This window comes from Erwinia sp. MMLR14_017, assembly GCF_033657285.1.
Lineage (GTDB): Bacteria > Pseudomonadota > Gammaproteobacteria > Enterobacterales > Enterobacteriaceae > Erwinia.
Window position 1 is genome coordinate 47,187 of sequence record NZ_JAWVWP010000007.1, and the last position, 21,132, is coordinate 68,318.

The following is a 21,132-nucleotide window of genomic DNA, read 5'->3' on the forward strand; positions in this document are numbered from 1 at the left end:
ACAGGGAGAAAGATATGAGCTACCGCATAACGGGCGTAGCGCTGGCCAGCGTGTTGCTGATTGGGTGTGCCAGTTCGAACACGGCGGATGCGCCGCAGGGGCGATCGGATCCGTTCGAAGGATTTAACCGTTCCATGTTCAACTTTAACTACAACGTGCTGGACCCCTATGTGGTACGCCCTGTGGCGGTAGCCTGGCGTGACTATCTTCCGGTGCCTGCCCGCACCGGCTTGAGCAACTTCCTCAGTAACCTGGATGAACCTTCCACCATGGTGAACTACTTTATTGAGGGCAAACCTTATAAAGCGATGATTCACTTCAACCGTTTCTTCCTGAATACCATTCTGGGGATGGGCGGCTTTATTGATGTGGCGACCATGGCGAACCCTAAGCTGGCGAAAGAAGAAGCGCGCGGGTTCGGCAGTACGCTGGGCAACTACGGCGTTGGTTATGGTCCCTATGTCGAAGTGCCAGGTTACGGTGGCTTTACTCCGCGTGAAGATGTAGGGGGTCTGGTAGACGATCTCTATGCTCCTCTGAGCTGGCTAACCTGGTGGATGTCCGCAGGCAAGTGGGCGCTGGAAGGCGTGGAGACTCGTGCTCAGCTGCTGGATTCCGATGCAATCCTGCGCAATTCGCAGGACCCTTACGCCTTTGTCCGCGCGGCTTACTTCCAGCGTCATGACTTCCTGGCCAGCGATGGCAAGTTAATTCCGCAGGAAAACCCGAACGCGGCGGCCATTCAGGGCGATTTGGACGATATCGATTCTAACTAGTCCGTTGCGATGTCCTGTGTGACGGCATTTTGCACGGCCCGTTGCGCTGACCTGTACAACGGCGGTTCAGGACGAGGTGAAATGCCCGTTACGAAGCCATAAAAAAGGCCTGTCTTATGACAGGCCTTTTGCTTTTGTAGAAGTAATCAGAACTTATAGTTAAAGCTTGCCCCATACAGCCAGGCTTTACCGGTAGAGTTAAAGGTATAGCCGCCTTCTTCAACCGTGACGTGCTGGCCGTGCATCCAGGAGAGGCCCACATCCACTGACGCATCCTGGTTAAAGGCATAGGAGGCACCGGCGCTAAGCCAGAGACGATCCTGGTCCGGAATGGAGATAGAGCGATTCTCGGCAGGCACCGGGCTGTCGTCAAAAGCGATACCGGTGCGGAAAGTCCAGTTTTCGTCATAGAAATACGAGGTCCCGAGGGCAATGCGGTAGGCATCTTTATACTCCTCGGTTTTCTGAAACAGCGTCTGTCCCTGGGTGCCGGTCGCTTTCAGCTCCTGGAACTGGCTCCAGCTGGTGTAAGCCAGGCTGTAGTGAACCGCCCATTGCGGTGCCACTTTATGGTAGCCCGAAAGCTCCCACATTTCCGGCAGGTTCAGGGTTAACGAGCCAGGAATAGTGCTGCCGCTGGTGCCGTAAGGCAGGCCAAAATTGCCGGCCTGATTAATGGGGTTAAACGCGGCAGGAATACTGCTTTTATAATCACCATCAAAATCGATTTTCACTTCGGAACGATAGGTAAAGCCGAAGCGGTTATTATCATCGACTTCGTAGAGAATACCGGCGTTCCAGCCGTAGCCCCATTCCTCACCCTTAAGGTGTGCAATCTGTGTATCTGCTGGCAGACCCAGAGCCGGGCCTGTTTCGCCGGCATAACGTTCGATTTTCGCCCGCGCATAAACCGCGTCAAAACCTACGCCAAAACTAAAATGCTGATTCAGACGGTAAGCGGTACTCAAATTAAAGTTAACGGTTTGCAGATCGGTTTTACCGGCATAAGGACCGGCTGCATAATCATTATTAAATTCTGTTGCCAGACCATAATTAGAAGTTGCGGAAGCTCCAAGCCACCATTGATCGTTAATTGGCTGAACATAATGAATATTCGGTACCCATTGCGTCGGCGCAATATTATCGGCATTCAGGCTTTGGCCAGACTGACTTTCGCCATCAATACTAACGTCAGGATCAATAAATACCGCGCCAATGGAGAACATCGGGCGATCCATCAGCGCCATTGTAGCCGGGTTGCGGCTGGCGGAGGCTGCGGTATCACCTATTGCGCCTTCGCCGGAATAAGCGCGGCCCAAACCAATGGCAGAGAATTCATTCAGTTGAAAGCCGGCTGCATAAACGTTCGACGTAACAATTGCCACTGCAGCTGCGAGCGCAGATTTCGCAAACAGGTTTTTATGGTTCATGACCACAACCTCATTTATCTGATTTTTATTAAACTCTGTTACATGAAGTAACAAGGGATCGTAAAGTGTAGGGACTGACAGACGGCGAACAAATCAGACCAGTGGCCCCAGTATAGGTCTGACCTGTACACATGTTGCAATATTGTTTTATAAATATTTCTAAAATGATCCAAAAAAAGCGATCTGCATAACAAAAAGCAGGGAACCCGGATCGGGCATCGCCAGTCTAACTTGTTTCAGATCAATTTTAACTGTGATTTTCGTCACTTAATGGCGCTATCCCCGGCCCTGACCAGACAACCTTTTACGGCAGGCGTAAAATAGACCCAGTGATTTTACTTCTGCCGTTGTAGCGGCTAACCGGAGATCCCTTATGACCCATGCTCTGAAAAAATGCAGTGCAAATGAAACGGCCGCCTGCTGCTGTGTCGATGTAGGCACCATTATGGACAATACCGACTGCACTGCCAGCTGGAGCCAGCTGTATGAAACCCGCCAGCAGGCGGAAGCGGTGTTGGCGACGCTGACTGAAAAAGCGCGTCAGGTAGAGTCCGATCCCTGCGTTATTGAGGCCCGCTTCAGCGAACAGGCCGGTGGCGTGCTGCTTGAGGCTGACTTCACTTTCAGCTGTCAGGCAGAAACCATGATTTTCCAACTCGGCCTGCGTTAATCCCCGGCATGAGCGGGCATTGCCCGCTCATTGTTCCCGAAGCGTGTTTCCTCTCGCAATTTTCTCTTAATTCCCGTGCAGAACGCAGAAATCTGGTTAACCTTAGAGGTCAGACCTCTTTGGCAATGATGCCGTTTGGATTTCAAGGGTGATCAGAATGAGCAAGGCACTTCCTTTGCTGACGCGTCAGGGCGAACGCATCGCGATTACACATGGACTCCGTACCCCGTTTGCCCGTCAGGCTACAGCTTTACATGGCGTCCCTGCTGTTGAGTTGGGCAGAATGGTGGTCAGTGAGCTGATGGCGCGGAGCGAACTGCCGCCGGAGGTGATTGAGCAGCTGGTTTTCGGCCAGGTGGTGCAGATGCCGGAAGCGCCGAACATCGCCAGGGAGATTGTGCTGGGAAGCGGGCTTAACGTACAGACCGATGCCTACAGCGTCAGCCGGGCCTGCGCGACCAGTTTTCAGGCGATAGCTAACGTAGCGGAAAGCCTGCTGGCTGGCACTGTTCAGGCAGGCATCGCCGGAGGCGCAGATTCCTCTTCCGTGTTGCCCATTGGCGTAAGTAAAAAGCTGGGCAGGGTTCTTGTCGACCTTAATAAAGCCAAAACATTTTCACAAAAAATGAAATTGTTCAGCGGGTTACGCCCACGTGACCTGCTTCCTGTGCCACCTGCCGTGGCGGAATACTCCACCGGCTTACGCATGGGCGATACCGCAGAGCAGATGGCGAAAAGCCACGGCATCAGCCGCGAACAGCAGGATGCTCTGGCCCACCGCTCACATCAGCGCGCCGCCAGAGCCTGGGAAGAGGGGCGGCTGGAGGCGGAGGTGATGACTGCTTTTGTGCCGCCCTGGCTTAAACCCTTTGCGAAGGACAATAACGTCCGTCTTAACTCCTCTCTGGAAGAGTACTCCCGCCTTCGTCCCGCTTTTGACCGCCAGCACGGTACGGTAACGGCTGCCAACAGTACGCCGTTGACAGATGGTGCTGCCGCCGTGGTGCTGATGACGGAATCGCGCGCGCGTGAGCTGGGGCTGGTGCCGCTTGGCTATCTGCGCAGCTACGCCTTTACCGCCACTGATGTCTGGCAGGACATGCTGCTTGGCCCCTCCTACGCTTCGCCAATAGCGCTGGACAGGGCAGGGATCACCCTCGGAGATCTGACGCTGATTGATATGCACGAGGCCTTTGCCGCCCAGACGCTGGCGAATCTTAAGGTGTTTGCTGATGAGCGTTTCGCTCGTGAAGTGTTAAATCGTCCCCATGCGCTGGGTGAGGTAGATCAGGAAAAATTCAACGTGCTGGGAGGCTCTATCGCCTATGGGCATCCTTTTGCCGCCACGGGGGCCAGAATGATCACGCAGACGCTGAACGAGTTGCGACGTCGCGGTGGCGGTCTTGGGCTGGTCACCGCCTGTGCGGCGGGTGGGTTAGGGGCAGCAATGGTACTGGAGGCGGAATAATGGAAAACGGCAAAGCCTTTGGGCTGACCATGCGACTGGATAACGTTGGCGTCATTACTATCGATGTGCCAGGCGAGAAGATGAACACGCTGAAAGCTGAATTTGCCGCGCAGATTCGGGAAGTGATTAGCGAAGCACGCAGCAATCCCCACCTTGCCGGGCTGGTGCTGATATCCGGTAAACCCGATTCGTTTATTGCCGGGGCAGATATCTCGATGATTGACCGCTGCAAAACGGCTAAGGAGGCGGAAGCGCTGGCGCTTGAAGGGCAAAAGGTGATGTCTGAGATTGCCTCTCTGGCGGTGCCGGTTGTGGCCGCCATCCATGGAGCCTGTCTCGGCGGCGGGCTGGAGCTGGCGCTGGCCTGTAATCAGCGCGTCTGCACGCTGGATGACAAAACCCGACTGGGGCTGCCGGAAGTCCAGCTTGGCCTGCTGCCGGGCTCGGGGGGCACACAACGCCTGCCAAAGCTGATTGGTGTCTCGCAGGCGCTGGAGATGATCCTGACAGGTAAAACGTTGCGGGCTAAGCAGGCGTTGAAATTGGGGCTGGTGGATGACGCCGTGCCGCAAACAATCCTGTTGGAAACTGCGGTAAAGATGGCGTTAAAAGGACGTAAAACACCTAAAGCTTTGCCCCTGCGCGAGCGCCTGTTCAGTGCGCCAGCAGGCAGAGCCTTGCTCTTTTCGCTGGCAGGTAAAAAGACGGAAGCCAAAACCAGGGGCAACTATCCGGCAACGCGGAAAATTCTTTCTGTTGTGCGGACGGGTCTGCAACAGGGGAGTCTGATTGGCTATGGCGAAGAGGCGAAAGCCTTTGGTCAACTGGCGATGACGCCACAATCGGCCGCGTTGCGCAGCCTCTTTTTTGCCACCACGGAAATGAAAAAAGAGTGGGGGGCAGAGGCCAAACCCCGCGAGGTGAAGTCGGTCGGCATACTGGGAGGAGGGCTGATGGGCGGAGGAATTGCTTATGTCACCGCCACGCGTGGCAAATTGCCGGTGCGCATTAAAGATATCACCCCCGAAGGCATTAACCATGCGATGAAATACAGCTGGGATCTGCTGAGCAAAAGTGTGCAGCGTCGGCATATCCGTCCCGCCGAACGCCAGCGGCAGATGGCCATGATAGGTGGCGGCACCGATTTTCAGGGCTTCCATCACCGGGATATTATTATCGAAGCGGTCTTTGAAGAGCTGGCGCTGAAGCAGAAGATGGTGGCAGAAGTGGAGGCGAATACCTCAGCCCGGACGCTCTTTGCTTCCAATACCTCTTCCTTACCCATTGCCGATATTGCAGCAAAGGCTCAGCGGCCTGAAAACGTCATCGGGTTGCACTACTTCAGTCCGGTAGACAAGATGCCGTTGGTAGAAGTGATCCCCCATGCAGGCACCTCGTCAGAAACTGTCGCCACCACAGTAGCACTGGCGAAGAAACAGGGAAAAACGCCCATTGTGGTGGCCGACCGTGCGGGTTTTTATGTCAATCGCATTCTGGCGCCTTATATAAATGAAGCGATGCGCTGTCTGCTGGAGGGCGAACCGGTAGAGGCGATTGACCGTGCGCTGGAAAATTTCGGTTTTCCTGTAGGGCCAATACAGTTACTGGATGAAGTGGGTATCGATATTGGTACTCATATTCTTCCCGTCCTTGAAAGCGCCTGGGGCGAACGTTTCAGAGCGCCTGACCAGTTGGATGCGGTACTAAAAGATGGGCGTAAAGGGCGCAAAAATGGCCGGGGATTTTATCAGTACAGACGTAAAACCCTCGGCAAAAGAAAAGCGGTGGATGCGGAAATTTATACCTTGTTAAACCTGACGCCAAAAACGCATCTCAGCGCTCAATCCCTTGCCGAACGTTGCGTGATGATGATGCTGAATGAGGCGGCAAGAACGCTGGATGAAGGCGTTATTCGCTGTGCGAGGGATGGCGACATTGGTGCTGTATTTGGCATCGGTTTTCCTCCTTTCCTCGGCGGCCCTTTCCACTATATGGACAGAACAGGGGCCGCTGCTGTCGTTAACACATTAGAGCGGCTGAAGGAGTCTTATGGCGAACGCTTTACCCCGTGCGAGGCTTTATTAAAGCGGGCCAGTTCAGAAGAAACCTTTTACAAAACGGAGAGTAAGCTGAATAGCCATGCCGATTCAGGGGGTTAGATTTACCCTGTGAAAGGGGGCGCTTTGGCACTGTTCCGTAAAGCGCTCAATTTGTAAACAATCGGTTGACTTAACTTCCGGCCTTAGGGTACAACACAGCGTTCATTCACTGAATGAAGAGTCGGGAAGTTCTGTTTTCCGGCGTTTATGTTTAACAACAGCGGTGCATTATGCAAGTTTTCATTATGCGTCACGGCGATGCTGCCCTAGATGCGGCTAGTGATTCTGTAAGACCTCTGACTCATTGCGGATGTAATGAATCACGCCAGATGGCGAACTGGCTCAACGGCCAGGCAGTGAATATTGAACGTGTGCTGGTCAGCCCCTATTTACGTGCTGAACAGACGCTGTCTACGGTGCGTGAAGGACTGACGTTGCCGGAGGGACAGGATATTCTGTCCGAACTGACGCCCGGTGGTGACCCGGCATTAGTTGCCAGCTATCTGCAGGTGCTGGCGAAGGAAGGCGTGGCTTCAGTACTGGTCATCTCTCACCTGCCTCTGGTGGGCTATCTGGTTTCCGAGCTTTGCCCCCAGGAATCACCGCCCATGTTTGCCACCTCGGCCATTGCCAGCATCGATTTTAATGCTGACAGCAGCAGCGGCAAACTGGAATGGCAGGTTAGCCCGTCAAAACTGGCTAAAGCCATGTAACTCTCCAGGGCCGGTTCCTTCCGGCCCTGAGTCGTCTGCTTCAGGGCAGTTCAGGCGGCAACCACTCCTCTATCTCAATCAATACCAGCAGGGCTGCATCGCCGCCAAAGAGCTTTGGCGCCTGATGAAATGCCATCACCATGGGATGCTGGGCCAGCCATAAAGGCGTCTGCTGTTTCAGTACATGTTTGCCATGACCATGCATTACGCTGGCGCAAAAAATGTGCTCGCGGCGACATGCTGCAATCAGCGCACCCAGTTCCGCTTTCGCCTGCCTTTGCGTTAATCCGTGCAAATCGAGAAAAATCTCCGGCGTGTAATCGCCGCGTCGCAGCTTTTTGAGTTCGTAATGACTGACGTCACTGCGCACGTAACGCATGGGACCTTCTTCAGCCAGCAGCGGCTGAAATTCATCAGAAAAATAGTGGCTGGCATCCATCTGCTCAGAGAGCAGCTTTTTTTGTGGAACTTCAGAAATTTTCTTCCGCAGCGGTTTATGCACGATGGTGTCCTGCGCCAGCTTGCGGGTGCCGGTCATTAATCCACGAAACAAGGCCTGGTCTTCGGCGCTGAGGGGCTGTTTTTTACTCATTAAATTCTCATCATCCGGGTTTTCGGGCGCAAAATGTCCCGCAGCGTCGTCTTTTCTGACCACAGTCTACCTTGAGTTGTTAAGGCAAAAAACAAAAGTCAGCTTTTTCACGCCGCCGCGCTGAATTATGGTCCGCTTCATGGCAAACTAGCTGCCGAGTTGAGTTTGGCCTGTTGGAGGGCACATTGGACAAAATTTTCGTTGATGAGGCAGTCAGTGAGCTGCACACCATTCAGGATATGCTGCGCTGGTCAGTCAGCCGCTTTTCCGCAGCCGATCTCTGGTATGGTCACGGCACCGATAATCCCTGGGATGAAGCCGTGCAGCTGGTATTGCCCACCCTCTATCTGCCGCTGGATATCCCGGAAGATATGCGCACGGCAAGGCTGACCTCCAGCGAGCGTCACCGCATTGTTGAACGTGTTATTCGCCGCATCAATGAACGTATTCCGGTCTCTTACCTCACTAACAAAGCCTGGTTCTGTGGTCACGAGTTTTACGTTGACGAGCGGGTGCTGGTCCCACGTTCGCCAATTGGTGAGCTGATCAACGACCGGTTCGCCGGGCTGATCTCCGGTGATCCGACGCATATTCTGGATATGTGTACCGGCAGCGGCTGTATCGCTATCGCCTGCGCTTACGCCTTCCCGGAGGCCGAAGTGGATGCGGTGGATATCTCTACCGATGCGCTGGCGGTGACGGAGCAAAACATTGAAGCTCATGGCCTTACGCACCAGGTAACGCCAATCCGCGCCGACCTGTTCCGCGAGTTGCCAAAAACCCCTTATGACCTGATTGTCACCAATCCGCCTTATGTGGATGAGGAAGATATGGGTGATTTGCCGGGCGAATTCCGCCACGAACCAGAACTGGGTCTGGCCGCCGGGAGCGATGGTCTGAAACTGGCCCGCCGTATTCTGGCTAATGCGCCGGACTACCTGACAGAACAGGGTGTGTTAATTTGTGAAGTGGGCAACAGCATGGTGCATATGATGGATCACTACCCGGACGTGCCTTTTACCTGGCTGGAATTTGAAAACGGCGGCGACGGCGTCTTTATGTTGACCCGTCAGCAGATTGTTGACGCCCGGCACCACTTCAGCATCTATAAAGATTAATAAAAATATTAAGAGGACATCATGGCCGGTAACACGATTGGACAACTCTTCCGCGTCACCACCTTCGGGGAGTCTCACGGACTGGCGCTTGGCTGTATTGTTGATGGCGTGCCGCCCGGCATTCCGCTGACGGAAGCTGATTTGCAGCACGATCTGGATCGCCGCCGTCCGGGCACGTCTCGCTATACCACTCAGCGCCGTGAACCGGATCAGGTGAAAATTTTATCGGGCGTGTTTGAAGGCGTCACCACCGGCACCAGCATTGGCTTGCTGATTGAAAATACCGACCAGCGTTCGCAGGATTACAGTGAAATCAAGGATGTATTCCGTCCCGGTCATGCTGATTACACCTACGAGCAGAAATATGGCCTGCGCGACTACCGTGGCGGCGGGCGTTCTTCAGCCCGTGAAACAGCGATGCGCGTCGCGGCGGGGGCTATTGCAAAAAAATATCTGGCGCTGAAACATGGCATCAAAGTGCGCGGCTATCTGGCGCAGATTGGCGATGTCGCCTGCGAGCTGAAAGAGTGGGCTCAGGTCGAGCAAAACCCCTTCTTCTGCCCCGATCCGGATAAAATCGAGGCGCTGGATGAGCTGATGCGCGCGCTCAAAAAAGAGGGCGACTCTATTGGTGCCAAAGTCTCTGTTATGGCAGAAAACGTGCCCACAGGCTTGGGTGAGCCGGTGTTTGACCGTCTGGATGCGGATCTGGCCCATGCGCTGATGAGCATCAATGCGGTGAAAGGGGTGGAGATTGGTGACGGCTTCGCCGTGGTCAGCCAGCGTGGCAGTCAGCATCGTGATGAGATCCGTGCGGATGGCTTCCAGAGCAATCATGCGGGCGGCATTTTAGGCGGCATCAGCAGCGGGCAGCCGATCCTGGCAACTCTGGCGATGAAGCCCACCTCCAGCATTACCGTGCCGGGCAAAACCATCAACCGCTTCGGAGAAGAAGTGGAGATGATCACCAAAGGCCGCCACGATCCCTGCGTAGGGATCCGCGCGGTGCCGATCGCCGAGGCGATGATGGCGATCGTATTGATGGATCATTTATTGCGTCAGCGTGCTCAGAATGCTGATGTGCACACGGATATTCCTCGCTGGTAACCGAATGAAAAAGACGCTGTTTGCGCTTTGTGCTCTGCTGGTCACTACCGCCACTCTGGCGGCCACGCCATGGCAATCCATTCGCCAGCCGATTAGCGGTTCGCCACAGTCGATTGGCCAGTTTGCCAACGGCTGTATCGTTGGCGCGCAGGCGCTGCCGCTTAACTCTCCTGATTACCAGGTGATGCGGCAGGATCAGCGCCGTTATTATGGTCATCCTGATCTGATCCTGTTTATTCAGCGTCTCAGCACCCAGGTGCATAACCTGCAGCTGGGTGAAGTGCTGATTGGCGATATGGGTATGGCGGCGGGCGGGCGCTTCAGCAGCGGTCACGCCAGCCACCAGTCGGGGCTGGATGTCGATATCTGGCTCCAGCTGCCGAAAACGCGCTGGACCTCGCAGATGTTACTCAAGCCGCAGCCGCTGGATCTGGTGGCCGCAAACGGTAAAAATGTGGTGGCGCGCCACTGGCAGCCGGAGATAGACAGCCTGATTAAACTTGCAGCTAAAGATGAGGAAGTAACACGGATCTTCGTTAATCCTGCAATTAAAAAGCAGCTTTGTGAAGATGCAGGGGCCGATCGTGACTGGCTGCGTAAAGTGCGTCCTTGGTTTGGACATCGGGCGCATATGCACGTCCGCCTGCGCTGTCCCGTTGGCAGTCTGGAGTGCCAGGATCAGCCTGTGCCGCCTGCCGGAGACGGCTGTGGTGCCGAGCTGCAAAGCTGGTTCCTGCCGCCAAAACCAGGCACGGGTACACCGGTGAAGCGTGAGCCGCCGCCGTTGCCGCCTTCCTGTCAGGCATTACTGGATAAACATCTGCTTTAGGAACCGAAGATGGATTGGTTTGTCATCAGCCCCCTGCTGGTTGGGCTGCTGTTCTTTGTGGCTATGCTGGCCGGATTTATTGATTCTATCGCCGGAGGCGGTGGATTACTCACCGTTCCTGCGCTGATGTCCGTGGGTCTCTCCCCGGCGCAGGCTATTGCCACCAACAAATTGCAGTCAGTGGGCGGCTCGTTCTCAGCGAGCCTCTATTTTGTGCGCAGGAAAGCGGTCAACCTGAGCGAACAGAAGCTCAATATTGCGATGACGTTTATTGGCGCGATAATCGGCGCAATCCTGATCCAGCATATCCGGGCGGAGCTGCTGCGCCAGATCCTGCCAGTGCTGCTGATTGCGATAGGCCTCTATTTTCTGCTGATGCCTAAAATTGGCGAGGAAGACCGCCAGCGCCGTCTGCATGGGCTGCCGTTTGCGCTGGTTGCGGGCGGCTGCGTGGGCTTTTACGACGGCTTCTTTGGCCCCGGCGCGGGTTCGTTCTATGCGCTCGCTTTTGTTACTCTGTGCGGCTATAACCTGGCGAAATCGACCGCGCATGCCAAAGTGCTCAATTTTACCTCCAACTTAGGCGGCCTGCTGTTCTTTATGTTTGGCGGCAAAGTGGTATGGGGTACCGGGCTGGTGATGCTGGTGGGGGCTATTTGCGGCGCACGTCTGGGCGCCCGCATGGTGCTGAGCCGTGGCCAGACGCTGATCCGTCCGATGGTAGTGATTGTCTCTGCGGTAATGAGCGCCAAATTGCTCTATGAGAGCCACGGCGCGGCCATCGCCGCATGGTGCCATCAGCTGTTTAGCTGAAGGCGAATGGCAGAGGGAACTGCCCGGATCTGGTGCAGCGTGTTAATTCAATTCAGAGTTTCAGAAGAAAAATGAACGAGACCCATCACTATTCGCAGCTGATTGAGATTTTTGACCGCTGCTTTTTTCATGATTTTCAGACACGCCTGATTAAAGGCGACGACGAACCGATCTATCTTCCTGCTGATGAGCAGGTTGACTATCACCGCGTAATCTTTGCTCACGGCTACTATGCCAGCGCACTGCACGAAATTTCACACTGGTGTATCGCAGGCAGCGAGCGGCGTAAACAGATCGATTTTGGCTACTGGTACTGCCCGGACGGGCGGGATGCCATGACTCAGAATCAGTTTGAAGCGGTGGAAGTGAAACCGCAGTCGCTGGAGTGGATGTTTTGTGTTGCGGCAGGGTTTCCCTTCAATGTAAGTTGTGACAATCTCAATGGAGATTGTGAACCGGATCGCATCGCGTTTCAGCGGAAAGTCCATGCTCAGGTAATGATGCATCTGGAGAAGGGCCTGCCAGCCCGTCCAGCCCGTTTTGTTACCGAACTCTGCTCGTATTACTCAACACCCCCGTTAACGGCGGCACAGTTTCCCTGGCCGGAAGATCTGTAACCGCGGGGAAGAATGGATAAGGAATGGTATGATCGATGAATTTGAGGCGCGTATTCTGGCTCTGATCGACGATATGGTGGAAAGCGCCAGCGACGACGAACTCTTTGCCAGCGGCTATCTGCGCGGGCATCTGACGCTGGCGGTGGCCGAGATTGAACAGAAGGGGGAACATACCCCGGAAGCACTGCAGATTCAGGTGCAACAGAGCCTGCAAAACGCCATTCACGCCGGTGAGCTGTCGCCGCGCGATCAGGCGCTGGTGATCGGCATGTGGGATAATCTCTTCCTGCAGGCCCGTAAACCAGTCTGAGACCGGGCGGCCACCGTGCCGCCTGGCTTCTTCATCAGCCTCTTTCAGCCTTTCCCTCATCAAGCCTGTTAAGCCCAGGGGTTCCTTGCAGAGTGATCTGACATAGTACGGAAATTCGTCACTCAGCGTGCAAATCCGGTCAGATATCTCTGAGGAGATCTCAAGTCCGAAATGCTCAAATCCACTTTCAACGATACGCTGACGGCCGGGAGAATGAAGTGCCGGCTCGAGCTGCCTTTCTCTGCCAAACAGCTTCTCTGGTGTTCTGACAGGTACGCTGAGCGTAAGCACTTCATTAAGCCTGGTTGCAAATGTATTCGAATCACAGCCAGCAATACTCATAGCCATTTGCTCCAGAAGTAGCATTACTGAATTTAGCTATTGTCCTGATTTCAGGAGAGTAAGACATTACATGGCGTAAGGAGTAGTAATACAACTCTCGGTCAATACCAGCGTTCTGGCGGCTGTGGTAACCTATCCGGGTCATTTTTCGAAACCCGGACTGATGATGAAGAAAAGCAGCATTTCCACACCCCACGATGCCATGTTCCGGCAGTTTCTGACGCAGCCGGATATTGCCCGTGATTTCATGGAACTTCACCTCCCCGCAGAACTGCGTGCCATCTGCGATCTCAACACACTGAAGCTGGAGTCCGGCTCTTTCGTCGAGGATGACCTCCGTCAGTATTTCAGCGACGTGCTCTACAGCCTGAAAACTTCAGCCGGTGACGGTTACATTCATGTACTGATCGAACACCAGTCAACGCCAGATAAACATATGGCATTTCGCCTGATCCGCTATGCGGTGGCCGCCATGCAGCGCCATCTGGAGGCAGGCCATAAAAAATTACCACTGGTAATACCGGTGCTGTTCTATACCGGTAAGCGCAGCCCGTATCCCTACTCCACCCGATGGCTGGATGAGTTTGACGATCCGGAACTGGCAGGCAGGCTCTACAGCACTGCTTTCCCGCTGGTCGATGTTACCGTCATTCCGGATGACGAAATCGCAGGTCATCGCAGTATGGCCGCCCTGACCCTGCTGCAGAAACATATTCATCAGCGGGACCTGGCAGAACTGGTGGACAGGCTGGTGCCTATTTTACTGGCCGGATATCTTTCTTCATCACAGGTAGTATCACTGGTACACTATATTGTACAGGCTGGCGAAACCTCAGACGCCGAAGCCTTTGTTCACGAGCTGGCACAGCGTGTGCCGCAACACGGAGACGCACTTATGTCCATCGCACAACAACTTGAAGAGAAGGGTATCGAGAAGGGTATCGAGAAGGGTATCCAGCTTGGAGAACAACGTGGCGTTGAGAAAGGTAAACTCGAAGGCAAACTTGAAGTAGCCCGAACCATGCTGCAGAACGGCCTTGATTGCAACACCATCATGAAAATGACTGGTCTTACTGAAGACGATTTGGCACAGATTCGCCACTAACTTCCTTTTCAGACGCTCCCTGTCTGACCGTCAGCACATACAGTTCATGCAGGACGACATCCTGGTCAGGTTCAGCCTGCCAGAATATTAAATAACTTCGCCAGACCGCCCACATTGTCGTCAGCCGTGCCACAGCGGATTAAGAGTTGTCGGCCATCATCCTCAAAAGCTCCATCGAAGCGTGGCCAGTTGCACCCAGGGATAAGGCGACGTCAGACCGAAACCGGCACGGGTAAGTATAAACGTCAACCAGCTCAAGTCCCGGACTACGGGGCCGGACTGAAAGACCAGCGACTCAGCAGAGATATTTTTAATGAACACAGCATAATGTCTGCTTTTCGTTCATAGCAGCCCATGGGTTCACGGCTTTCTCTGTCAGCCGCTTCCCTTTCAAAGGGATGTCTTCACCGCTTTTCCCTTCAGCAACTTTCTTATCCAGTAACGATTAGGGTGCATTGCGCCCAGCGTATCGGCATCCAGGGGGATCGGCTCACCACACATCTCTGCGGCCAGCACTTCTGCCGCCAGCGGGCCACTGCACAGACCGCGAGATCCCAACGCGCCCAGCACGAAGAGTCCCGGATAGAGGGGGGCCGGGGGGGCCTGCTCCCTTTTTTGCGCTAAATCCGCATAGGTTTCCAGCGTCCGTTGATAGTCGGGCAGCGGGCCAAACATCGGCAGATGATCGCGGCTGGCGCAGCGGACACCGCTGCGGGCCTCGCCTGCGCTGACGTCTACCTCCTTCGGCCAGTCTGCCTCAGGCAGGCAGCGGATCAGGCGCTCGCGATTTTCCTGCTGATCTCCTTCCCGGTATGCCGTTGAAGTATCGGCGCGGTGATAGCTGGCACCAATACAGTGATGCTGATTAACGGGGTTAGCGGGTGTCAGATAGCCATCGTAACAGAGCACCTGCCTGAGTCTGCTGAGCGCCGCTGTGGTGGGAATATGGGTGACCTGGCCGCTCACCGCATAGGCCGGCAGGTTTTCACTCTGTTCAAAGGAAGCCAGCGTGTGGCCGGTTGCCAGTACCACGTTGCCGTGGCGCCGTGTTGGCTGCTGGCTGAACCGGAGCTGCCAGCTCTCCTCCTCACTATGAAGGGATATCAGCTGATGTTCCCAGTAAACGCTCAGCCCTTGCTGACAGGCCAGCGCCAACAGTGCTGACGTTAACTCGCCGGGGGAAAGCCAGCCGCCCAGCGGATAAGTGATGCCGCCACAGCCGGTTTCAACGCCGCACAACGCTTCAGCCTCTGCGGTTGGAACCTCTTTAGCAATCACTTCGGGCAGCCCCATAGTTAAAAGCTTAGCGATTTTCTCACGGCTTTTCTCATCCCAACCCAACTGCGTGACGCCGCACCAGTCATGGTCAAAATCCACGGGCAGGCTGTCATATAACCGGCGGGCAAAGGTGAAGGCGCTGGGGAAAAAGCGTGCCAGCGCCGGGTCGTGCTGATTAAGCAACGGATAGAGCGCGCCCTGTCGGTTGCCGGAAGCGCCCTGAGCGGGAAGGGGATCGGCACAATAGAGCGTGACTTTTTTGCCCCGACGCAGCAGCGCCAGAGAGAGAAGAGCGCTGGCAATGCCGCCGCCGATGATGGCGATATCGTCATCTCTGGCAGCGGGACGTGAGTACCACGGCAGACGATCGGCAGCGGGAAGCGCCTCGTCCAGCGTGCCGCAGAGCATTTCGCGTTTAGGGCCAAATCCTTTGCTGCGCACCACGTTAAATCCGGCCGCCTGTAAACCCCTGCGAACAAAGCCTGCCGCAGTAAACGTGGCAAAGGTGGCGCCCTTACGGGCAAGGCGGGCCATGCAGCTAAACAGCTCTGGTGTCCACATATCGGGGTTCTTCGACGGCGCAAAGCCATCCAGGAACCAGGCATCCACCTGCTGTTGCAGAGTGTCATCAAAACCAGGGATTAGCTGGTTAATATCACCAAACCAGAGGTCAAGCGTGATGCGGCCCCCTGCCAGCAGCAGGCGATGACAGCCGGGCAGGGCAACCGGCCACTGCTCGCGCAGTCTGGCCGCATAGTCAGCCAGCTCAGGCCAGCTGGCATGGGCGCTGGCTAAATCGGTGACGCTTAAAGGATATTTCTCACAGCTGATAAAGTGTAAACGCTGTAACCTCGCTTCTGGCTGAGTTTTTAGGTAGCGATCGAACGCCTGCCACAGCGTTAAAAAATTAAGACCTGTCCCAAAACCTGTCTCGGCGGCAATAAAAAGATCGCGCGAATGATGAGCGAAACGATCGGGCAGCTGATTACCGCCCAGGAACACATGGCGCGTCTCTTCCAGCCCGCTCTCGTTTGAGAAATAGACGTCGCCAAAGGCTCGGGATACAGGTGTACCCTGATCGTTCCAGCTTAATTCAGCATGCTCGATTGGAGTGGTTTTCAAGGTAAAAGCTCAGTTATCAGGCGGTGCCGCGATTGTAACGGTGTGAGCTGGCCCACGCAAATTTACAAAAGTTAAACGCTGATCGGACTTGTTCGGCGTACAACTGTAAGCTAAAGTGCGTGTCGAATCCTAATATAAGCAGTGAATGAGGTATTGAATGAAACGTGCAGTGATTACTGGCTTGGGTATCGTTTCCAGCATTGGTAATAACCAAGAGGAAGTCCTGGCTTCTCTGCGTGAGGGACGCTCAGGCATCACTTTCGCTCAGGAGCTGAAAGATTCCGGCATGCGTAGTCACGTCTGGGGTAACGTCAAACTTTCTAAAGACGAAATTTCCAGCCTCATCGACCGCAAAGTGCTGCGTTTTATGAGTGATGCGTCCATTTATGCTTACATCTCTATGCTGGAAGCAGTAAAAGACTCCGGTCTGACCGAAGAGCAGTACCAGAACAACCCGCGTGTGGGTCTGGTTGCCGGTTCCGGCGGCGGCTCGCCTTTCTACCAGGCAGCCAGCGTTGACGGCATGCGTGCCAAAGGGCTGCGCGGCGTGGGTCCTTATATGGTGACCAAAGCGATGGCGTCTGGCGTATCAGCCTGTCTGGCCACACCGTTTAAAATTCACGGTGTGAACTACTCCATCAGCTCGGCGTGCGCCACCTCTGCTCACTGCATCGGTAACGCGGTTGAACAGATTCAGCTGGGCAAACAGGATGTGGTGTTTGCTGGCGGCGGTGAAGAGCTGTGCTGGGAAATGTCCTGTGAGTTTGACGCCATGGGCGCGCTCTCTACCAAGTACAACGAAACGCCGGAAAAAGCGTCCCGTACTTACGATACCAACCGTGACGGTTTTGTTATCGCTGGCGGCGGCGGCATGGTAGTTGTTGAGGAACTGGAACACGCGCTGGCTCGCGGTGCACACATCTATGCAGAAGTGGTGGGCTATGGCGCAACTTCTGACGGTGCGGATATGGTTGCCCCTTCTGGCGAAGGCGCAATGCGCTGCATGCGTCTGGCTATGGCTGACGTTGATACCCCAATCGATTACCTGAACACTCACGGTACCTCTACGCCAGTGGGCGATGTGAAGGAGCTGGGTGCAATCCGTGAAGTGTTCAGCGACACTATGCCTGCGATGTCTGCTACCAAAGCTATGACCGGTCACTCGCTGGGTGCGGCAGGCGTACAGGAAGCTATCTACTCGCTGCTGATGTTGGAGCACGGTTTCATCGCGCCAAGCATCAATATTGATGAGCTGGACCCGGCGGCAGAGGGCCTGAACATCGTGACCAAACCTACCGAGCAGAAGCTGAAGACCGTGATGTCCAACAGCTTTGGCTTTGGCGGGACCAACGCCACGCTGGTGATGCGTAAGCTGTAATCGCGGCTCACCACAACGTAAAAACGCCCGCTGTTTCAGCGGGCGTTTTTGTTTGCATCGCATAAACAGCTGCTATAAATCACTCACCCCGCAGCGTTTTCCCTACGTTTCCCCCCGGATGGACAGCCAGCAGCTGCTCTTTACCAAAGCCGCTCTCACTCATCAGCCCCGCGATCATGCCGTCAAACAGCGCCAGCACCACCATAATGGAGGTGGTTGCCAGCATCTTCAGCGGGTCAATCTCCTCAACCCGTGGCGTCAGCAACAGCTGGTCTGCGCTTCTGGCCAGCGCAGAGTCGGGATTTTCGGTAACACAAATCAGCTTTGTCCCTTTGGCCTTAACCGTGGGAAGCAGCCGCGTCAGCTCGTCAGAGTTGCCGCCGCGTGAAAGCATAATCAGCAGATCCTCGGGGCGAAGAAAACCGCTGTCGCCATGTGCCGCATCTGCCGCACTGAGCCAGATTGCAGGTTGCTCGATGCAGGCCAGCATATGGGCAATTTTCCGCGCCGCGATCCCGGAAGTGCCAACGCCGGTTACCGCGATTTTGCCCCGGCATCCGGCGATAAGCGCCAGCACCGCCTGCCACTGCTGGCGATCTACCTGCGTATCCAGCACCGCCAGCGTCTGGCTCCAGGTGTGCCAGCCTTGCTGCGCCTGTTGCCAGGCTTGCTCTTCCTGCTGCATCGTGCTTGCGGCATTCTCTGAGGTGACTTCATGTTCCTTCGCCTTCAGGCTTCCGGCATTGCCTGGAGCAACTTCGTGTTCCTTTCCCATCACGCCTCCTGCATCATCTGGCGATACTTCATATGGTCGTGATACATTTCACGGAAAACCTGGTATTTCTGGTCATAGAACCGTTTTATTTCATTGGTTTGCGGGGTGACGGTTTTGCCAATGCGGCTCATGGCATTCATCGCTTCGGGCAATGATTCGTAGACGCCTGCGGCCACGGTGCCCATCATGGCGCTGCCCAGAAGCATCGCTTCGCTCTCTTCCGGCAGCAGCATGGCGCAGCCAGTGGCGTTGGCGTGTTCCTGCACAAAGACAGGGTTTTTTGTGCCGCCGCCGCTGGCCATAATCGTGTCGATGCTGTAACCCGTCTGGTTCATGGTTTCGATAATATGCCGTGCACCCAGCGCGATAGCCTGAACGGTAGCCAGATAGTGCAACGCCATATCTTCCGGCGTACGTGAGAGCTTAAGACCAGTCAGAATACCGGTAAGGTTCGGATTAGCGCGGGGCGAACGGTTGCCGTGGAAGTAGGGGAGCATATGAATATCGCGGGTCAGAAAGGCGATCTTTTCCGGCTCCCCCGCCATTTTCCGCAGCCGATCGTTCAGCACTTCGTAAATCGTTTTCCCCTGGGCTTTGCCCTGATCGCGCAGCGTGGCATAACAGGGGTGCGACTGGATCATATGGTCAATCAGCGCACCGGTGGCTGACTGCCCACCCTCATTTAGCCAGAGATCGGGCAAAATAGCGGAAAAGTAGGGGCCCCAGACGCCCTTAATAAAGCGTGGCTCTTTGGAAATAGCCATATGGCCGGTGGACGTGCCGCCGATTAACGCGATCCGGCGGTCAAAGTCCGCATGCTCACCGGATGCCCCGGCAGCGCCAAGCGTGCCCAGGCTGCCTGCATGAGCATCAATGATCGAGACGCTGACTGCGGTGCCGGGCAATAATCCCATTTCGCTGGCAGCGCGCTGCGTCAGTCCGTGGCCCAGAGGTTCGCCCATCGTTTTTACTTCGCGCCCGATTTTAGCAGCGTCGTGCTCAAGCAAATCTTCCAGCCCAATCTGGCGGAAATAGCTCTCATCCCAGCGGTTTTCATGGCCCATATAGGTCCATTTGCATGCCAGTGAGCAGAGCGAGCGGGTCTCATCCTGAGTTGCGCGCCAGGTAAGGAAGTCGGGCAGATCAAACAGGTGGCCGATATTCTGCCAGCTGTTAGGCATATGCTGCTTCAGCCATAACAGCTTTGGCGTTTGCATCTCTGGTGAGATCACGCCGCCGACGTAATCCAACACCCGATGTTTCGTTGCGTTAATGCGTTCCGCCTGAGAAATAGCACGATGATCCATCCAGACGATAATATTCTGCTCGCTGCGGCCGGAAGGGCTGACCGTCAGCGGTTTACCCTCTTTATCCAGCACCACCAGCGAGCAGGTGGCATCAAAGCCGATGCCTTTAATCTGCACGGGATTGATGTTGCTCTGATTAACAGCATCGCGTACGGCCTGACATACCGCCTGCCAGATATTGTCGGAAGATTGCTCAACAAAATCTGCCTGCGGGCGAAACAGCGCGATTTCGCGGCTGGCCTGACCCATCATTCTTCCCTTAAGGTCGAAAATACCTGCCCTCGCGCTACCGGTTCCTACATCCACACCCAGATAATAACTTGTCATTGTCGGCCTCTGCGATTCTGTAACGCGATAAACAGGATAAGCACACCGCCCCAAAGCGCCATCGTGAGATAGCTGCTTACCCCCAGCAAATTCAATCCACTCTCCAGCATTTGCAGCACGATAAGCGCCAGCACCATGCCAATGACCCGGCCAAATCCCCCTTCCGGGTTGATGCCGCCCAGCACCGAAGCCAGAATGGTCACCAGCAGCCAGGACTCGCCATAGCCCGCCTTGGCGGAGTTGAACATTGACATCATCAGCAGCGCTGCGCCCCAGCTCAGCAGAGCCGAGAAGATATAAACCGTGATCTGCACCCTGGCCGTGTTAACGCCGCTGAAGCGGGTAGCCTGCTCGTTCGACCCCAGCAGATAAATGCTGCGTCCCAGCGTGGTCTGTTCCAGCAAGACCCACAGGGCAAAAGCCACCAGCAGAAACAGCAGCAGGGCAAAGGGCACGCCAAACAGATCGCCATTGCCCAGAAACTGAATCAGCGGGGGGAAACCTGAAATCACCGCGCCGTTGGAAAGCAGGATGTTCAGTCCGGCGATCAACGTCATGGTGCCGAGCGTGGCAAGAATGGGGGAGACGCCAATAACCGCAATCAGCAGGCCGTTCAGCGTACCGATCACCACAGCCAGCAGCGCACCGGCGATCAGGGCCAGCAGCAGGAACAGCGGCTGATCGGGATGCGCAACGATAATTGCACCCATCAGCAGCGAGCAGGCGTTGGCGCTGGCAATAATCGACAGGTTAATCCCGCCGGTGAGCATGGTCAGCCCCATACCCAGCGCCAGCAGGCCCATTACGGGAAGCTGGGTCGCTATCGACTGAAAATTACCGGCGCTGAAGAAGCGGCCGCCCAACGTGAGCGAGAACAGCGCCAGCACAATAACAATCATCAGCAGCTGCAGGCGGATGATCCGGTCGCCGGGTAAGAGAGTACTTAAGGTGTTCAT

General features: G+C 55.3%; 19 protein-coding genes. 13 read left to right on the forward strand and 6 right to left on the reverse strand.

The window, feature by feature from the left end:
- The first annotated feature begins 14 nt into the window (after positions 1–14).
- Positions 15–776 carry a phospholipid-binding lipoprotein MlaA gene (gene mlaA, locus SD961_RS13095; protein WP_318790792.1) on the forward strand — a complete coding sequence of 254 codons (762 nt, stop codon included), beginning with the start codon at positions 15–17 and terminating at the stop codon, positions 774–776.
- A gap of 146 nt (positions 777–922) precedes the next feature.
- Here the strand turns inward: mlaA and fadL are convergent, their stop codons facing one another.
- Positions 923–2,206 (reverse strand): long-chain fatty acid transporter FadL, encoded by a 1,284-nt coding sequence (gene fadL, locus SD961_RS13100; RefSeq protein WP_318790793.1) that lies wholly within the window; start codon positions 2,204–2,206, stop codon positions 923–925.
- 373 nt (positions 2,207–2,579) lie between these two features.
- Between fadL and SD961_RS13105 the strand changes: the two genes are divergently transcribed.
- The 4 genes from SD961_RS13105 to sixA all read left to right on the forward strand — a co-directional run bounded on the left by SD961_RS13105 (position 2,580) and on the right by sixA (position 7,156).
- Complete coding sequence (locus SD961_RS13105; RefSeq protein ID WP_318790794.1) at positions 2,580–2,876, forward strand: YfcZ/YiiS family protein; 297 nt, start codon at positions 2,580–2,582, stop codon at positions 2,874–2,876.
- A gap of 157 nt (positions 2,877–3,033) precedes the next feature.
- Positions 3,034–4,344 carry an acetyl-CoA C-acyltransferase FadI gene (gene fadI / locus SD961_RS13110; protein ID WP_318790795.1) on the forward strand — a complete coding sequence of 437 codons (1,311 nt, stop codon included), beginning with the start codon at positions 3,034–3,036 and terminating at the stop codon, positions 4,342–4,344.
- The gene (gene fadJ / locus SD961_RS13115; protein ID WP_318790796.1) at positions 4,344–6,503 is read left to right on the forward strand and encodes a fatty acid oxidation complex subunit alpha FadJ; all 2,160 of its coding nucleotides are present in this window, start codon (positions 4,344–4,346) and stop codon (positions 6,501–6,503) included. The genes fadI and fadJ overlap by 1 nt, the downstream gene beginning before the upstream one ends.
- 170 nt (positions 6,504–6,673) lie before the next feature.
- Positions 6,674–7,156: a phosphohistidine phosphatase SixA gene (gene sixA, locus SD961_RS13120; protein WP_318790797.1), complete on the forward strand. Its 483-nt coding sequence runs from the start codon at positions 6,674–6,676 to the stop codon at positions 7,154–7,156.
- A 40-nt stretch (positions 7,157–7,196) separates the two neighbouring features.
- Here sixA and smrB read toward each other — a convergent pair whose 3' ends face one another.
- Entirely contained in the window at positions 7,197–7,748 is a 552-nt protein-coding gene (gene smrB, locus SD961_RS13125; protein WP_318790798.1) for an endonuclease SmrB, read from the reverse strand.
- 185 nt (positions 7,749–7,933) lie between these two features.
- On the opposite strand from smrB, the gene prmB reads away from it, so the two are divergent.
- The 7 genes from prmB to SD961_RS13160 all read left to right on the forward strand — a co-directional run bounded on the left by prmB (position 7,934) and on the right by SD961_RS13160 (position 13,989).
- Positions 7,934–8,866 carry a 50S ribosomal protein L3 N(5)-glutamine methyltransferase gene (gene prmB, locus SD961_RS13130; protein ID WP_318790799.1) on the forward strand — a complete coding sequence of 311 codons (933 nt, stop codon included), beginning with the start codon at positions 7,934–7,936 and terminating at the stop codon, positions 8,864–8,866.
- Between the two features lie 21 nt (positions 8,867–8,887).
- Positions 8,888–9,973, forward strand: a complete 1,086-nt coding sequence (gene aroC / locus SD961_RS13135; protein WP_318790800.1) for a chorismate synthase — start codon at positions 8,888–8,890, stop codon at positions 9,971–9,973.
- 4 nt (positions 9,974–9,977) lie between these two features.
- Complete coding sequence (gene mepA, locus SD961_RS13140) at positions 9,978–10,802, forward strand: penicillin-insensitive murein endopeptidase (protein ID WP_318790801.1); 825 nt, start codon at positions 9,978–9,980, stop codon at positions 10,800–10,802.
- 9 nt (positions 10,803–10,811) lie between these two features.
- Positions 10,812–11,615 carry a sulfite exporter TauE/SafE family protein gene (locus SD961_RS13145; protein WP_318790802.1) on the forward strand — a complete coding sequence of 268 codons (804 nt, stop codon included), beginning with the start codon at positions 10,812–10,814 and terminating at the stop codon, positions 11,613–11,615.
- A gap of 71 nt (positions 11,616–11,686) precedes the next feature.
- A complete protein-coding gene (locus SD961_RS13150) occupies positions 11,687–12,232 on the forward strand; it encodes an elongation factor P hydroxylase (protein WP_318790803.1) in 546 nt (181 codons plus the stop codon).
- A 28-nt stretch (positions 12,233–12,260) separates the two neighbouring features.
- Positions 12,261–12,542 (forward strand): YfcL family protein, encoded by a 282-nt coding sequence (locus tag SD961_RS13155; RefSeq protein WP_318790804.1) that lies wholly within the window; start codon positions 12,261–12,263, stop codon positions 12,540–12,542.
- A 508-nt stretch (positions 12,543–13,050) separates the two neighbouring features.
- Positions 13,051–13,989: an Rpn family recombination-promoting nuclease/putative transposase gene (locus SD961_RS13160; protein WP_412916682.1), complete on the forward strand. Its 939-nt coding sequence runs from the start codon at positions 13,051–13,053 to the stop codon at positions 13,987–13,989.
- A 390-nt stretch (positions 13,990–14,379) separates the two neighbouring features.
- On the opposite strand, the gene mnmC is transcribed toward SD961_RS13160, so the two are convergent.
- On the reverse strand, positions 14,380–16,389 hold the full coding sequence (gene mnmC, locus SD961_RS13165) for a bifunctional tRNA (5-methylaminomethyl-2-thiouridine)(34)-methyltransferase MnmD/FAD-dependent 5-carboxymethylaminomethyl-2-thiouridine(34) oxidoreductase MnmC (protein WP_318790806.1): 2,010 nt from the start codon (positions 16,387–16,389) through the stop codon (positions 14,380–14,382).
- A gap of 157 nt (positions 16,390–16,546) precedes the next feature.
- Between mnmC and fabB the strand changes: the two genes are divergently transcribed.
- A complete protein-coding gene (gene fabB, locus SD961_RS13170) occupies positions 16,547–17,767 on the forward strand; it encodes a beta-ketoacyl-ACP synthase I (protein WP_318790807.1) in 1,221 nt (406 codons plus the stop codon).
- A 79-nt stretch (positions 17,768–17,846) separates the two neighbouring features.
- Here the strand turns inward: fabB and SD961_RS13175 are convergent, their stop codons facing one another.
- The 3 genes from SD961_RS13175 to SD961_RS13185 form a co-directional block, all read right to left on the reverse strand.
- Complete coding sequence (locus SD961_RS13175) at positions 17,847–18,452, reverse strand: SIS domain-containing protein (protein WP_318790954.1); 606 nt, start codon at positions 18,450–18,452, stop codon at positions 17,847–17,849.
- An 89-nt stretch (positions 18,453–18,541) separates the two neighbouring features.
- Complete coding sequence (locus SD961_RS13180; RefSeq protein WP_318790808.1) at positions 18,542–20,176, reverse strand: FGGY-family carbohydrate kinase; 1,635 nt, start codon at positions 20,174–20,176, stop codon at positions 18,542–18,544.
- Positions 20,173–21,132 (reverse strand): ABC transporter permease, encoded by a 960-nt coding sequence (locus SD961_RS13185; protein WP_318790809.1) that lies wholly within the window; start codon positions 21,130–21,132, stop codon positions 20,173–20,175. Before SD961_RS13185 ends, SD961_RS13180 begins: the two co-directional genes overlap by 4 nt.